Here is a 13,508-nt window from a genome sequence, read left to right on the forward strand (position 1 = left end):
AAATTTGATTCCGAACCAAACCTCGGCCTAGGCCTCGGCGCCCTCCAGCTGGCGGATGCGCGCATCGAGGGCGTAGGCGAAGCTGGACAGAAGCCCGTTGATCGCCCCGGCCACCCCCTGCAGCGGCGCCTGGATGCCGCCCAGCACCTGGGCGAGCAGCTCGTCGCGGCTGGGCAGGTCGGCCAGTTGCTTCACGCCGTCCGCATCGAGGACCTTCCCCTCGAGGATGCCGGCCTTCATGACGAACTTCGGGTCGCGCTCCCGCGCGAAGAACTCGCGGATCTTCTTCGCGCCCGACGCCTCGTCCTCATACGAGAATGCCAGGGTCGTCGGCCCGACCAGGTACGAGTCAAGCCCTTCGATGCCCAGCTCCCGGGCGGCGATGGCGATCAGGGTGTTCTTAGCCACCTTCAGCTCGACCCCGGCCTCCTTGAGCTCCCGGCGCAGCTTGGTCACCTGGGCGACGTTCAGCCCCTTGTTGTCGGCGAGCACGACGCTCTTGGCGTTGGTGATCGCCTCCTTCAGGGCCGCCACCGCCTGCTGCTTCTCGGGACGGATGGTGCGCACGTCTGTTCACCCCCTTACCGGAACATGAAGAAAGACCCCCGACCATAGCCAGTCGGAGGTCTGTGGTATACATTACCCAGACGCGCACGCCCACGGGGGACGCGACTTCCGACCTCGGCGGGCTGGCGATGCGCCACTTAGGCCTGTACGGCACCTGCTGTCTACGGTCGATATGGAGTTCAGGCACATCGAAGAGTATACCCGCGCTGGGGCCTGGCGTCAAGGGTTATCTTGTATGACCGGTGCTTACGCCTGCTCGCGCTCCAGCATCTCCTCCAGACGGATCTTCTCCTGGAGCAGGATGCGCCGCTCAGAAGGCGAGGCCTTCAGCCACCGGTCCACCAGGTTCTCCAGCCGCTGCCGAATCTCGCGCTCGTCCATCGTGCCTTCTCACCTCCTGCCACGGTTGCTGCAAGGCAATTTTGTATATAGTTTCGCCTCGGCTGTATCCTATAGTATCTCTCAGATGTCACACTTGCAATACACTATCGACCTTATTCGACATAGACCCTGACGGGCACAAGAGAGGGGTCCGCCCCGTTGAGGGCAGACCCCGTCGGCTCCGTGATCGTTACTTCTCGACCGCAGTGGCGGTCAGGCGGGCCGGATTGACCTTGATGCCGGGGCCCATCGTCGCGGAGATGGTCACCGACTTCATGTACTGCCCCTTCGCCGCGGCCGGCCGGGCCCGGAGCAGGGCGTCCGTGAGCGCCCGGAAGTTGGCGGCGAGCCGCTCGACGTCGAAGGAGGCCTTCCCGATGGGCGCGGCCACGATGCCGGCCTTGTCGGTGCGGTACTCCACCTTACCGGCCTTGATCTCCTTGATGGCGTTGGCCACGTCGAAGGTCACCGTTCCCGTCTTCGGGTTGGGCATGAGGCCGCGGGGACCCAGGATGCGGCCCAGCCGGCCCACCACGCTCATCATGTCAGGGGTGGCCACGGCGACGTCGAAGTCGAGCCAGCCCTCCTGAATCTTGGCGGCGATATCCTCCGCGCCGACGATGTCGGCGCCGGCCTCCTCGGCCTCCTTCGCCTTCTCGCCCTTGGCGAAGACGAGCACCTTCACGTCCTTGCCCGTGCCACCCGGCAGCACGACGGCGCCGCGGATCTGCTGGTCCGCGTGGCGAACGTCGACGCCCAGGCGGTAGGCGACCTCAATCGTCTCGTCGAACTTGGCCGTGGCGGTCTTCTTGACCAGCTCCAGGGCCTCGATGGGATCATACAGCTTATTGCGGTCGACCAGCTCCGCCGCACTGCGGTACTTCTTACCATGCTTCGGCATTGCGTTCTTCCTCCTTGTGGTTAGAGAGCGTTCGGCTGCCGTCAGAAAGCAGCCTCCCACAAGCCAAGGCCGTGCTCTACTCGGCGTCGACGCCCATGGAACGGGCGGTGCCGCGCACCATGCGCTTGGCGGCCTCCAGATCGGTGGCGTTCAGGTCGGGCATCTTGATCTTGGCGATCTCCTCGACCTGGGCGTCGGTCAGCTTGCCGACCTTCTGCGCCTTGGGGTTTCCGGAGGCGGTCTCAATGCCTAGCGCCTTCTTGATGAGAACGGCGGTGGGCGGGGTCTTCAGGATGAAGGAGAAGGAGCGGTCCTCGTACACGGTGATCTCCACCGGAATGACGAGACCGGCCTGGTCCTTGGTCCGCTCGTTGTACTCCTTGCAGAAGCCCATGATGTTGACGCCGTGCTGACCCAGAGCCGGGCCGACGGGCGGCGCCGGGGTCGCTTTCCCCGCTGGCAGCGCCAGCTTGATCACCGCTGTGACCTTCTTCGCCACGATGATTCCTCCTTAGAAGATGTGGTACGGCGGGCGCCGCGGAGGGCGCCCTCCCACTGCGGACCAAGGCCCGCACACCAAAGGGTCGCGCTTCATGCGCGACCGCATTGATACTAGCACAAAGCGGGGGCAATGGGAATGGGCCAGCTCAAATCTCCTCGATCTGGCTGAAATCCACTTCCACCGGGGTCTCGCGGCCGAACATCGTGACCAGCACACGCGCCTTGCCCCTCTCGGGGAAGAGCTCCTTGATCACGCCGGTATGGTCCTTGAAGGGCCCGGCGACCACCCGCACGGGCTGGTCGATCTCGTAGTCGACCACCACGCTGGCCGGCTTCCCCTCCTCGCTGCGGCCGAGGATGGCCTCGACCTCCTCGGGGGTGAGGGGAATCGGCTTGTTGCCCGACCCCACGAAGCCCGTCACTCCCGGGGTGTTGCGCACGACGTACCAGGAGTCGTCGCTCATCACCATCTCCACGAGCACATACCCCGGGAAGACCTTCCGCTTCACCTTCTTCTGTTTGCCATCCTTGATCTCGATCTCGTCCTCCATGGGGACCAGGACGCGGAAGATCTTCTCCTGCATCTCCATGGACTCGACACGCTTCTCCAGGTTGGTCTTCACCTTGTTCTCGTACCCGGAGTAGGTGTGGACGACATACCAGTGTCTCTGTTCCATGAGCCGGGGAGCGGGAGACGCCCCCCACCACCTGCCTTTGCGTACTTGGGGCCTAGCTGAAGAGCAGCCTCATCAGCCAGTCCACCCCGAGATCCCAGATAAACAGAAACCCGGCCACCAGCGCGACCATGGTCACCACGATCCCGGTCGCCTTGGCGACGCGCTCCCGGGAGGGCCAGACGACCTTCCGGAGTTCGCCGACCACCTCGCGCAGGTACGTACGAATGCCTTCCATGATCACGACCACCTTCGCCGAGAAAGTGCCCCAACACAAATAAAACCTGGCAGCACGACCAGTGTAGAAGATTGTAACACGGGCGTGTCCCGCTTGTAAAGCGCGCCCGGGCAGTTTCTGACCCGAGCCGCGAACTCCCCTGAAGCGCAGAACCGCCGTACCGGTTCCCGGTGCGGCGGTTCAGTTGGCAGGGGCGGCAGGACTCGAACCCGCAACCTACGGTTTTGGAGACCGTTGCTCTACCAGTTGAGCTACGCCCCTGTATGGGCCGAGCGCGCATGGCGTCGGCACAATTGCTCGGGCTTAGCGGGTCTCGCGATGGAGGGTGTGGTGCCCGCACGTCGGGCAGAACTTCTTCAGTTCGAGCCGACCCGAGTCGTTCTTCTTATTCTTATAGGTAGAGTAGTTCCGGTTCTTGCAGTCGGTGCAGGCCATCGTAATAATGACCCGAGCGCCAGCCTTCGCCACGTTGCGCCACCTCCATTCCGCGAGGCACTCACCATGCCAATATAAGTTACCACGGCGTCAACTCCGTGTCAACAGTGGGGCACAGGGATTTCAGCATCCATCAGCAGGACCGGAGAGGCTTGCCTCTCCGGTCCTGCGCCTTCTGGTTGCGGGGGAGGGATTTGAACCCTCGACCTCCGGGTTATGAGCCCGACGAGCTACCTGACTGCTCCACCCCGCGGTGTTGTCGCCTGGAACACTTGTAATTCTACCCGATGCGCCCGGGGCTGTCAAGCCTGTGACCGTCTGACATTATCATCCATCCCGCGCGGGCGGCGACCTGCCCGGTAGCTGGGCCTGCGGAGACTTGCGGCGCGCCGGGGAAGGTGTGAACATATCTGAATGCGAACATATGTGTAACGGAAAGGCCGCGCGAAATGCCGGGCGGCCCGCGACCGCCGAAGGGAGACTGGCCACCAATGCGACCGCCCTATCCGATGCCCTCCGAGCGTCAGACGGCGCTCTTTCTGAATGGGCGCGAACTGCTCCGCATTCAGACCACCCCGGTCGACCTCGAAGACTGGGTGCTGGGCTTCCTGTACAGCGAGTCCCTCATCGACGCGCCGGCCGACCTGCGCGCCGTGCGGGTCGATCTGGCGATTCCCGCGGTGTACGCCGCCATCGACCCCGCGCGCATGCCCGAGGCCTGCCGCGTTGCGGCGCGCTATCAGCGGAGCCGACCGGGCCGGGTCGTCGCCGTGGATGCCGATGCCCACCGCCCCGCGCCCGCGGCCGTTTCCCACAGCCTGGCGGTCTCCCGGATCCAGCTGGCCGGCTGGATGCGCCAGCTGCAGGCCTCCGCCCCCCTCTACGCGGCCACCGGCGGCATGCACGCTGCGGCCGTCGTGCACGTGCCTACCGACGTCCTGCTGATACGCGAGGACATCGGGCGGCACAATGCCGTCGACAAGGCCCTCGGCGCCGCGCTGCGGGCAGGCTGGCCGCCGGAGGAGGCCGTGCTGCTCGCGACCGGCCGGATCTCCCATGAAATGTGCCGGAAGGTCGCCCGCGCCGGCATCGGTATCGCGGCATCGCTCTCTGCCGCCACCGACCAGGCCATCGGCCTGGCCGAGGAGCTCGCCATCGACCTGGCCGGTTACGCGAAGAGCCCCGACCGGCTGGTGGTTTACACCGCCGTGGGGCGCATCCGCTGACGTGGAAGGAGGTGCGCGCCGTGCGAGCGCCCTGGCTCCGCCGGTTCCGCAACCGCATCCTCGTGCTCGTGGCCGCCGCCTCGCTGGTGCCCGCCGCCCTGCTGCTGGGGAACAGCCTATTCCTCAACGGCCTGGTGCACCAGCAGATGCACCGCGAGGTCGATGAAGCCCTGAGCCTCGCGATCAATCTGGAACAGGCCCTGATCGACGCCAGCCTCACCCGCATGCGCGACCGCGCCGTCGCCCTGGCCTCTCACCCCGCCGTGGTGGAGGCCCTCACCGCCGGAGCGGATCCCCGCCCCATCCTCGACGAGTTCCAGCGGGCGCTGCCCGGGGCAGACCTGATCTCGGTGGTCGGCCCCGACGCCCGGGTGGTCGCCCGCGCCGGGTCGCAGGCCGCCGGCGAACGGCTGCGCTACGGCGGCCTGGTGGACCTGGCGCTCTCTTCCGGAACGCCGGTCCACTCGGCGGTGGTGATCACCCCGGAGGAGCTGGCCGGCGAACCGGCGGGAATTCAGGCGCAGGTGCGCATGCCCGTCATCGAAACCCCCGGGTCGGAGGACGCCCGCACCGGCCAGATGCTGGAGGAGGCGCTCGCCCTCGTGGGCGCCGCCCCGGTGCTGGGCGGCGAGGGGCAGGTCCTCGGGGCCGTTCTGGTGAGCGACATCCTCAACAACGACCATGCGATCGTCGATGAGGTGCTCCAGCGCTCGACCCACGGCCTCAGGGTGGACGCCTCCATCGCGCTGGACGGCATCCGGGTGACGACGACGGTGCCTGCGGTGGGCGGCGGACGGGCCGTGGGCACGCTGTACTCCGACGTGGTGATGGAGCGGCTCCGCGCCGGTCAGGAGTACAGGGGACGGGCCCTGGTGGGCGGCTGGCAGTGGCAGCGCACGATCTACGTGCCCCTCAGGGATCCCTCCGGCCAGGTGATCGCCGCGCCGTTCGTCGGCGTTCCCGAGGCCGCCTTCGCCGAGCTGGCGCGGACGACCTCCATCTCCACCGGCGTGGCGCTGATCTTCGCCCTCCTGTCGGTCGCGGGGCCGCTCATGGTGGCCCACCGCTTCGCCGACCGCATGCGGCAGCGCGACGAGGGGCTCGCCGCCCTGGCCGGGGAGGTCCAGACCGCGGGCTCGGCCCTGGCGCGTGACGGCCGGCAGGCGGCGGCGGCCGCCGCCGACGCCCAGTCCGCGGCGGAGGAGGTCCTCCGCTCCACGGAACAGGCGGGCGAGAGCACGGGCCAGGCCCGCGGGCGCATGCGGGACCTGGAGGTCACCCTGGCTCGGGTCAACGCCGGCACCGACGAGCAGACCCGCACACTCCGGCACGCCGGCCGCATCGTCGCGCTGGTGAGCCAGGCGGTGCAGGAGTCCCGCTCCTCCTTCAACGCCGTGCTGGACGCCCTGCGGGCGGTGATGGCCGCGGCCCAGCAGGGGCGGCAGGACGTGCTGCGCGCCGCCGGCGCGCTGGAGCTGATGCGGCTGGAGGCCGAGCCGGCCGAGTCCGCCGACGGCGCGGCCCGCCTCGACCGGCTCGTCGGCGACCTGCAGCAGGCCCAGCGAGCGGTGGCCGACTGCGACGGCGCGCTGCAGGAGATCGTCGCCCGCATCGACGAGGCGACCGAACGCCTCTGGGACCTCGCCGCGATCATGAACGAGAGCGGGGCGCGGGCCGGGGCGGTGAGCCAGCAGATGTCCGACCTGACGCAGGTGGCCGAGGAGACCGCCGAGCGGTTGCGGGCCACCACCGACGCGGCACGCCAGGTTATCGACGCCGTGGAGGCGGTGGCGGAGGGCATCGGCGCGGGCGTCAGCCTCGCCCGCCGCACCAAGGCCCACGTGGATGCGGCGGCAGAAGCCAATCGGCGCCTGGACGGTGCGGCGGAGCGCCTCCAGGAGCTGGCCCGCGCACTGGCCGAGGCCGCCGGCCAGCCCCCGCAGTGACGCCGCCGGGGCATGCCCCGGCCCAGGCCCCGAAGCGCGCGCCGAGGGCCCGGTCCTCCTGGGACCGGGCCCTCGCTCTGTCTCTTCGGCCGTCATCAGATCCAGCCGTTCTTCGACGCGACCATCGCCGCCTCCACCCGGTTCTTCACGCCCATGCGCCTCAGGGCATCGGCCAGGTACCCCTTCACGGTCTTCTCGCTGAGGAACATCCGCTCCGCGATCTCCCGGTTGGTGTAGCCCTGGGCCACCAGGCGGATGATGTTCAGCTGCTGCCGGTTGAGGGGGATCCTGTCCTCCTCCCGCTCCGGCGACGGCGAACGCATCTGCTGCATCAGGTGGCCCACCACCTTGGGATCCATCGCCACCTCGCCGCGCGCGACCGCGCGGATCGACCGCTTCAGGTCCATGCCGAGCACGTCCTTCACCACGTACCCGCGGGCTCCCGCGCGCACCGCCCCCAGCACCAGGTCCCTGTCGTTGAACGTCGTCAGCATGAGCACGGCCACCTCGGGCATCTCCTCCTGGAGCTGCCGGCAGACCTCGACGCCGTCCACGTCGGGCAGGCGGGCGTCCAGCACCACCACGTCGGGGCGCAGATTCCTGGCCAGAGCGATGGCCTCATGCCCTCCGGCCGCCTCGCCCACCACCTCCATGTCCTCCTCGCGGGAGAGCAGCGACTTCAGGCCCTCGCGCAGCAGTTCATGGTCGTCGACGATCAGGACGCGAATGGACATGCGTGACCACCCCTTTCAGCGGGACCGAAGCCCTGACGAGCAAGCCGCCTTCATCGCCGCCCACCAGCTCCAGCTGGCCCCCCAGCCTGGCCACCCGCTCACGCATACCTCGGACGCCAAATCTTCCTTGTTTCTCAATATCAGTGCTATTCTTTATCCCCACGCCGTTATCCTGCACCACCAGCGTCACAACCGACGGTTCGAAGCGCAGCGCGACGATGATGGCGCTTCCCCGGCTGTGCTTGCGGGCGTTGTTGAGGGCCTCCTGCGCCACCTTGAACAGGGCGTCCTCCACCCCGGCCGGCAGGGCCCGGGGAGTGCCCGCGACCGTCAGCCGCGTGGTGAAGCCGTCGCCCTCCGCCGCCGCGAGCAGCCGGCGCAGGCCGCCCTGCAGCCCGCCCTCGGCCAGCTCCGACGCCCGCAGGGCGTAAATCGCCTCCCGGGTCTGGGCGGCGGCCTCGGCCGCGAGCTGCTTCAACCGCTCCAGCTCCCCGCGCAGCGGATCGCCGGGCTCCAGGTCTCCCATCAGCCAGTCCAGCTTCAGGGCCAGCAGGAAGCTGGTCTGGGCGGCCCGGTCGTGCAGATCCTGGGCGATCCGGTTCCGCTCGGTGAGCACCAGGTGCCGCTGCTCCGCGTCGTCCAGCTCCCCGCGCAGCTCGGCGAGCCGCCGGGTCTGGCTGCGGTACTGCTCCAGGGCCTCCCGCGCCCGCCTTGCGGCCCGCTCGGCCTTCTGGGCGAGGCGAGCCCGCTCCGCTGCCGCCTCCAGCAGCCTGCCGCCCACTGCGCCCAGCAGCCTGACGGCCGCCGCGTCACCGCATCCGTCCACAGCCAGCTCCAGGCCGCCGGCGAGCGGAACGCAGACCTCGCCGCGGACGTCGGCCCCCTCGGGGCAGCGGGCCAGCCAGCCCGGCCGCCCTGCACGCCTCACCCCGGCCGCGCCGCAGCCGAGCGCCTCCGCGGCCACCCGGGCGATGGCCGCAGCCAGCTCCGTTTCCGAGCCGGTGGCCGGAAGACCGCTCACCGCCGCGGCCAGCCGCTCCGTCAGCACGGACCACACCTCCTATAGTGCCAATTGCGGATGCCATACCGAGGCCGACTACTTACGAACAGGTTCCGAACAGCCACCCGAACTGCCCCGAACAGCCGGTGCAAGAGCCGCCCAGCGGCTCGTTCATTTTTGTGCACAAAGCGTATAACATGTATTCTACAAAACTTTTTGCTGTCCGAGCGCTCCGCAACCCCGAGGGAACCCGGAAAGGGAGGTGACCACATGGCCGCCACCGCCTCCGTGCAGGCACACGTAGCGGCTCCGGTCGAACGGCCGACCACGCTCTTCGTGAACGGGCAGGCGTGGCTGACCGTGCAGACCACCCCGCAGGACCTCGCCGACTGGGCGGTGGGCCGGCTCTGCGGCGAGGGGCTGATCGCCGGACCCGAGGAGATCCGCGCGCTGACCGTCGACGAGGCGGGGCAGCGCGTGCTGGCCAGCCTCTGGCGCACCCGCCACGCTTCACCGCTCTCGCCCGTCGCGCCGGGGCCGCGGGTCACCGCGGCGCAGCTGGTCGGCTGGATGCACGAGATGCTCCGGCAGGCGCCGCTCTACCGGGCCACCGGCGGCATGCACGTGGCCATGGCTGTGCGGGCGGACACGGGTGAGCAGATCGTCCGCGAGGACATCGGCCGGCACCAGGCCGTGGACAAGGTGCTCGGCGCGGCCTGGCTGGCCGGGTGGCCGCCGGCTCAGGTGGTGGTGCTCACCTCTGGCCGGATCTCCGCCGAGATGTGCGGCCGGGTTGCGCGCTTCGGCGCCCCGGTCTGCGCGTCTCGCACCGCCGCCACCGACCAGGCCTGGGCCCTGGCGACCAAACTGGGAATGGACCTCGTGGGTTACGTGAGGACAGCGGTCAGTCTCATTGTGTACACAACCGGAAACCACGTGGCAAGGAGGATCGAAGCATGAACCTGAACCGCCGTGCGTTCCTCAGGCTCACGGGCGTGTCAGCGGCCAGCGCGGCCGTGCTGCTCTTCGCCGAGGAGCGGGAGGCCCTGGCGCAGGACCTCAAAGAGTCCCGCATCGCCAGAGCCAAGGAGGTTCCCAGCGTCTGCCCGCACTGCTCGGTCGGGTGCGGCATGATCGGCTACGTGCGGGAGGGGCAGCTGCTCCAGCTGGAGGGCAACCCCGACAGCCCCATCAGCGAGGGCTCGCTCTGCCCCAAGGGCGCGGCCAGCATGCAGTTCGCCTACGACGGCGTGGGCAGGCCCAACCCGCTCCGGCAGCTCACCGCCAAGATCCGCCGGCCCGGCTCCGACCGCTGGGAAGAGATCGGCATCGAGGAGGCGCTCGACCGCATCGCCCAGCGCATCAAGGAGACCCGGGACGAGGGCTTCGTCCACAAGAACGCCGACGGCCTCGTGGTGAACCGGGCGGAGTCCATCGCCCACATCGGTTCGGCCTGTATCGACAACGAGGAGTGCTACCTCATCACCAAGCTGATGCGGGCCCTGGGCGTGGTGTACCTCGAGCACCACGCGCGCATATGACACTCCTCCACCGTGCCCGGTCTGGGCACTTCATTCGGCCGCGGCGCCATGACCACGGCGCTGTGGGACGTCACCAACGCTGACGTCGTCGTCTTCATGGGCTCCAACGCCGCCGAGAACCACCCCATCGCCTTCAAGTGGTTCCTGCGGGCCAAGCAGAAGGGCGCGACGGTCATCTGCGTCGATCCCCGGTACAACCGCACGGCCTCCAAGGCCGACTGGTGGATCCCCTTCCGCTCGGGCACCGACACCGCCGTGCTTGGCGGCCTGATCAACTACGCCATTACCCACGGCAAGTTCCACCGGGACTACGTGGTCAAGTACACCAACGCCTCGTTCCTGGTCCACCCCGACTTCCGGTTCGACGACGGCCTGTTCTCCGGCTGGGACCCCGAAACGGGCAAGTACGACCAGTCCACCTGGGCCTTCCAGACGGGCCCCGACGGCAAGCCCCTTCAGGACCCGACGCTGGAGCACCCGCAGTGCGTCTTCCAGCACATCAAGCGGATCTATTCCGAGTACACCCCGGAGAAGGTCTCGGAGATCAGCGGCATTCCGGTGGAGGACTTCATCAAGTTCGCCGAGATCGTCTGCTCCACCGGCGTCCCGGGCAAGTCGGCCGTGTTCGTCTACGCCATGGGCTGGACCCAGCACACCAAGGGCGTGCAGAACATCCGGACCAACACCATCCTGCAGATGCTGCTGGGCAACATCGGCGTGGCCGGCGGCGGCATCGCGGCCCTGCGTGGCCATGCCAACGTGCAGGGCGCCACCGACCTGGCGGTGCTCTACCACGACCTGCCCGGCTACCTCGGCCAGCCCACTGAAGGCCACCGGACGCTGCAGGAGTTCCTGGACAAGACCACGGCGAAGAACAGCTACTGGGAGAACAAGCCCAAGTTCATGGTCTCGCTGCTGAAGGCCTGGTGGGGCCAGCACGCGACGGCCGCCAACGACTACTGCTACGACTACCTGCCGAAGATGGCCGCCGGCGAGACCTACAGCCACTACGACATCTTCCAGTCCATCCTCGACGGCCGGGTGAAGGGGCTCATCGTCGTGGGCCAGAACCCGGCAGTGGGCTCGGCCAACGCCCGCAAGGTGCAGGCCGCCCTGGCCAAGCTGGACTGGCTGGTGGTCTCGGACCTCTTCCTCAATGAGACCTCGGAGTTCTGGAAGCTGGAGGGCATGAACCCGGCCGAGATCCAGACCGAGGTGATCATGCTCCCCGCCGCCGGCCCGCTGGAGAAGGAAGGCTCCTTCACCAACACCCACCGGCTGATCCAGTGGAAGCACAAGATGATCGAGCCGATGGGCGAGTCCCACTCCGACGGCTGGTACATGGTGCAGATCGGCAAGCGGCTGAAGAAGCTCTACGAGGGCTCCACCGAGGTGAAGGACCTGCCCATCCGGCACCTGGTCTGGGACTACGACGACCCCAACAACCCGGACGAGTTCGACCACATCAAGGTGCTGAAGGAGATCAACGGCTACGACGTGACCACCGGCGCGCCGGTCTCCGGCTTCGGGGCCCTGAAGGACGACGGCACCACGGCCTGCGGCTGCTGGATTTACTCGGGCATCTACCCCGAGGAGGGCGTCAACAAGGCCGACGCCCGGCTGCGGGCGGCGCCCAACCGGCCCGACGGCTGGACCGAGGCGAAGGAGGACGGCTCGGCCGACTACCTGCACCTGGGCTGGGCCTTCGCCTGGCCTGCCAACCGGCGGGTCATCTACAACCGGGCCTCCGCGGACCCCGAAGGCCGGCCCTGGTCGAAGGTGCCGCTGGTCTGGTGGGATGAGGCCGAGCAGAAGTGGGTCGGCGTGGACGTGCCCGACATGCTGCCCGTCGCGCCCGGTGCGGTGCACGCCCTGAACGTCCCCGGCGACACGCCGTTCATCATGAAGCCCTGGGGCGCCGGCGCCATCTGGGGGCCGCTGCCTGACGGCCCGATCCCGGTCCACTACGAGCCCAGGGAGTCGCCCGCGCCGAACCTGCTCTATCGCAAACAGGGCACCATCCCCACGATGAAGATCTACGACTCCGAGTTCGACGTCTGGGGCGACCCCGAGCGGTTCCCGTACGTCGCGACCACCTACCGGCTCACCGAGCACCTCACTTCCGGCGTCATGACCCGCACCCTGCCCTACCTGGCCGAGGCCTTCCCCCGCCACTTCTGCGAGATCCCCCGGGAGCTGGCGCAGCGGGAGGGCATCCGGAACGGCGACTGGGTCGAGGTCGAGAGCGCCCGCGGCAAGGTGCGGGTGCAGGCCATGGTCACCAACCGGCTGCGGCCGCTGCGCATCGGCGGCCGGGAGACCTTCCTGATCGGCCTGCCGATTCACTGGGGCCCCAACTCGGGCCACGTGCAGGGCGACATCACCAACACCCTGACGCCCCAGGCGGTGGACGTCAACGTCCAGATCCAGGAGTCGAAGGTGTTCCTCGCCAACTTGCGCAAGGTTGCGGTAGGGGGGTAAAGCCACATGGGTCGCGCAGCAACATGGGACACCTGGCGGCCTGATCCGTCCGATGCCCGGCAGCACGTCGCCATGCTGGTCGACACCTCCGAGTGCATCGGCTGCAAGGGCTGCGAGGTCGCCTGCAAGCAGTGGAACCAGAACGAGGTCCGCATCAACCAGGATCCGGGCACGTACCAGAGCCACCCGGCCCTGGACGCGGAGACCTGGACGGTGATCCGGTTCTTCGAGACCGAAGAAGAGAACGGCATGTCCAAGTGGCTCATGCAGAAGCACAGCTGCATGCACTGCACAGAGGCGGGCTGCGTCACCGCCTGCCCCACCGACGCCCTCCAGTACGGCGACTACGGCGTGGTGACGCTGAACCAGAACGCGTGCATCGGCTGCGGCTACTGCGAGCCGGCCTGCCCGTTCGACGCCATCTTCGTCGACCGCACAGCCTGGGGCCAGCGGGCGCAGAAGGCAGGCAAGTGCACCTTCTGCTACGACCGCATCGCCCACGGCATGCAGCCGGCCTGCGTGGCCACCTGCCCCACCGACTGCATCAAGTACGGCGACCGCGAAGCCCTCATCGCGTGGGGCCGGGAGCGGGTGGCCCAGCTTCAGGCCATGGGCTACAAGAACGCCAACCTCTATGGCGTAGACGAGATGCGCGGACTCCACCACCTCTATGTGCTGCTGGAGCCGCCCGAGGCCTACGGCCTGCCGGTGGAGCCCGAACTGTCGCCTGTGCTGCGGCTGTGGAAGTACGGCCTGCAGCCCATCGGCAAGGCAGTGCTGGGCGTCGGCCTCTTCGGCCTCGTGGTCAACTGGCTCGCCGCCCGGCGGGTCTTCAAGGGCGGCCTGTCGCCGCAGGAAGCGGCCGAATCCATGCACGACTAGA

The 13,508-nt window shown here is 68.3% G+C and carries 15 protein-coding genes, 2 tRNA genes and 1 other annotated feature; of the genes, 6 read left to right on the plus strand and 11 right to left on the minus strand.

The features are described from left to right. Nucleotides 1–27 precede the first annotated feature (27 nt). From rplJ to ACZ45O_RS12700, 9 genes are all read right to left on the minus strand, one after another. On the minus strand, nucleotides 28–567 hold the full coding sequence (gene rplJ, locus ACZ45O_RS12660) for a 50S ribosomal protein L10 (RefSeq protein WP_464853447.1): 540 nt from the start codon (nucleotides 565–567) through the stop codon (nucleotides 28–30). Nucleotides 568–585: 18 nt separating this feature from the next. Beyond that, nucleotides 586–752 (minus strand) — a sequence feature (ribosomal protein L10 leader region). Nucleotides 753–813: 61 nt separating this feature from the next. Further along, nucleotides 814–948: a hypothetical protein gene (locus ACZ45O_RS12665; protein ID WP_464853449.1), complete on the minus strand. Its 135-nt coding sequence runs from the start codon at nucleotides 946–948 to the stop codon at nucleotides 814–816. A 190-nt stretch (nucleotides 949–1,138) separates the two neighbouring features. Then, nucleotides 1,139–1,849, minus strand: a complete 711-nt coding sequence (gene rplA, locus ACZ45O_RS12670; RefSeq protein WP_464853450.1) for a 50S ribosomal protein L1 — start codon at nucleotides 1,847–1,849, stop codon at nucleotides 1,139–1,141. A gap of 76 nt (nucleotides 1,850–1,925) precedes the next feature. Continuing rightward, the gene (rplK, locus tag ACZ45O_RS12675; RefSeq protein WP_464853451.1) at nucleotides 1,926–2,348 is read right to left on the minus strand and encodes a 50S ribosomal protein L11; all 423 of its coding nucleotides are present in this window, start codon (nucleotides 2,346–2,348) and stop codon (nucleotides 1,926–1,928) included. 148 nt (nucleotides 2,349–2,496) lie between these two features. After that, nucleotides 2,497–3,027, minus strand: a complete 531-nt coding sequence (gene nusG / locus ACZ45O_RS12680; protein WP_464853453.1) for a transcription termination/antitermination protein NusG — start codon at nucleotides 3,025–3,027, stop codon at nucleotides 2,497–2,499. A gap of 52 nt (nucleotides 3,028–3,079) precedes the next feature. Beyond that, complete coding sequence (gene secE, locus ACZ45O_RS12685) at nucleotides 3,080–3,262, minus strand: preprotein translocase subunit SecE (protein WP_464853455.1); 183 nt, start codon at nucleotides 3,260–3,262, stop codon at nucleotides 3,080–3,082. A 185-nt stretch (nucleotides 3,263–3,447) separates the two neighbouring features. Next, a tRNA-Trp gene (locus tag ACZ45O_RS12690) sits at nucleotides 3,448–3,523 on the minus strand. Nucleotides 3,524–3,565: 42 nt separating this feature from the next. Beyond that, a complete protein-coding gene (rpmG, locus tag ACZ45O_RS12695) occupies nucleotides 3,566–3,730 on the minus strand; it encodes a 50S ribosomal protein L33 (RefSeq protein WP_464853457.1) in 165 nt (54 codons plus the stop codon). 143 nt (nucleotides 3,731–3,873) lie between these two features. Continuing rightward, nucleotides 3,874–3,950: transfer RNA gene (locus ACZ45O_RS12700), tRNA-Met, on the minus strand. Between the two features lie 256 nt (nucleotides 3,951–4,206). Here ACZ45O_RS12700 and fdhD point away from each other — a divergent pair. Then, nucleotides 4,207–4,923: a formate dehydrogenase accessory sulfurtransferase FdhD gene (gene fdhD, locus ACZ45O_RS12705; protein ID WP_464853458.1), complete on the plus strand. Its 717-nt coding sequence runs from the start codon at nucleotides 4,207–4,209 to the stop codon at nucleotides 4,921–4,923. A gap of 20 nt (nucleotides 4,924–4,943) precedes the next feature. Next, the gene (locus tag ACZ45O_RS12710; RefSeq protein ID WP_464853459.1) at nucleotides 4,944–6,869 is read left to right on the plus strand and encodes a cache domain-containing protein; all 1,926 of its coding nucleotides are present in this window, start codon (nucleotides 4,944–4,946) and stop codon (nucleotides 6,867–6,869) included. Between the two features lie 95 nt (nucleotides 6,870–6,964). Here the strand turns inward: ACZ45O_RS12710 and ACZ45O_RS12715 are convergent, their stop codons facing one another. Then, nucleotides 6,965–7,603: a response regulator gene (locus tag ACZ45O_RS12715; RefSeq protein ID WP_464853461.1), complete on the minus strand. Its 639-nt coding sequence runs from the start codon at nucleotides 7,601–7,603 to the stop codon at nucleotides 6,965–6,967. Next, a complete protein-coding gene (locus tag ACZ45O_RS12720) occupies nucleotides 7,569–8,651 on the minus strand; it encodes a sensor histidine kinase (protein ID WP_464853463.1) in 1,083 nt (360 codons plus the stop codon). The genes ACZ45O_RS12715 and ACZ45O_RS12720 overlap by 35 nt, the downstream gene beginning before the upstream one ends. 222 nt (nucleotides 8,652–8,873) lie before the next feature. Between ACZ45O_RS12720 and ACZ45O_RS12725 the strand changes: the two genes are divergently transcribed. From ACZ45O_RS12725 to ACZ45O_RS12740, 4 genes are read left to right on the plus strand one after another with little or no spacing between them, the layout of a single operon-like run. Further along, nucleotides 8,874–9,563: a formate dehydrogenase accessory sulfurtransferase FdhD gene (locus tag ACZ45O_RS12725; RefSeq protein WP_464853465.1), complete on the plus strand. Its 690-nt coding sequence runs from the start codon at nucleotides 8,874–8,876 to the stop codon at nucleotides 9,561–9,563. Next, the gene (locus ACZ45O_RS12730; protein ID WP_464853467.1) at nucleotides 9,560–10,144 is read left to right on the plus strand and encodes a hypothetical protein; all 585 of its coding nucleotides are present in this window, start codon (nucleotides 9,560–9,562) and stop codon (nucleotides 10,142–10,144) included. The genes ACZ45O_RS12725 and ACZ45O_RS12730 overlap by 4 nt, the downstream gene beginning before the upstream one ends. A 12-nt stretch (nucleotides 10,145–10,156) precedes the next feature. After that, a complete protein-coding gene (gene fdnG, locus ACZ45O_RS12735; RefSeq protein WP_464853469.1) occupies nucleotides 10,157–12,625 on the plus strand; it encodes a formate dehydrogenase-N subunit alpha in 2,469 nt (822 codons plus the stop codon). 6 nt (nucleotides 12,626–12,631) lie between these two features. Further along, a complete protein-coding gene (locus ACZ45O_RS12740) occupies nucleotides 12,632–13,507 on the plus strand; it encodes a 4Fe-4S dicluster domain-containing protein (RefSeq protein ID WP_464853471.1) in 876 nt (291 codons plus the stop codon). Nucleotide 13,508: the final 1 nt, after the last annotated feature.

Source organism: Symbiobacterium turbinis (genome assembly GCF_055383075.1).

Excerpts from the sequence above, each read along its gene's own strand:
- ACZ45O_RS12665 (WP_464853449.1), bottom strand. The coding sequence starts at position 948 with ATGGACGAGCGCGAGATTCGGCAGCGGCTGGAGAACCTGGTGGACCGG.
- rplA (WP_464853450.1), bottom strand. The coding sequence starts at position 1,849 with ATGCCGAAGCATGGTAAGAAGTACCGCAGTGCGGCGGAGCTGGTCGAC.
- nusG (WP_464853453.1), bottom strand. The coding sequence starts at position 3,027 with ATGGAACAGAGACACTGGTATGTCGTCCACACCTACTCCGGGTACGAG.
- secE (WP_464853455.1), bottom strand. The coding sequence starts at position 3,262 with ATGGAAGGCATTCGTACGTACCTGCGCGAGGTGGTCGGCGAACTCCGG.
- fdhD (WP_464853458.1), top strand. The coding sequence starts at position 4,207 with ATGCCCTCCGAGCGTCAGACGGCGCTCTTTCTGAATGGGCGCGAACTG.
- ACZ45O_RS12715 (WP_464853461.1), bottom strand. The coding sequence starts at position 7,603 with ATGTCCATTCGCGTCCTGATCGTCGACGACCATGAACTGCTGCGCGAG.
- ACZ45O_RS12725 (WP_464853465.1), top strand. The coding sequence starts at position 8,874 with ATGGCCGCCACCGCCTCCGTGCAGGCACACGTAGCGGCTCCGGTCGAA.
- ACZ45O_RS12730 (WP_464853467.1), top strand. The coding sequence starts at position 9,560 with ATGAACCTGAACCGCCGTGCGTTCCTCAGGCTCACGGGCGTGTCAGCG.
- ACZ45O_RS12740 (WP_464853471.1), top strand. The coding sequence starts at position 12,632 with ATGGGTCGCGCAGCAACATGGGACACCTGGCGGCCTGATCCGTCCGAT.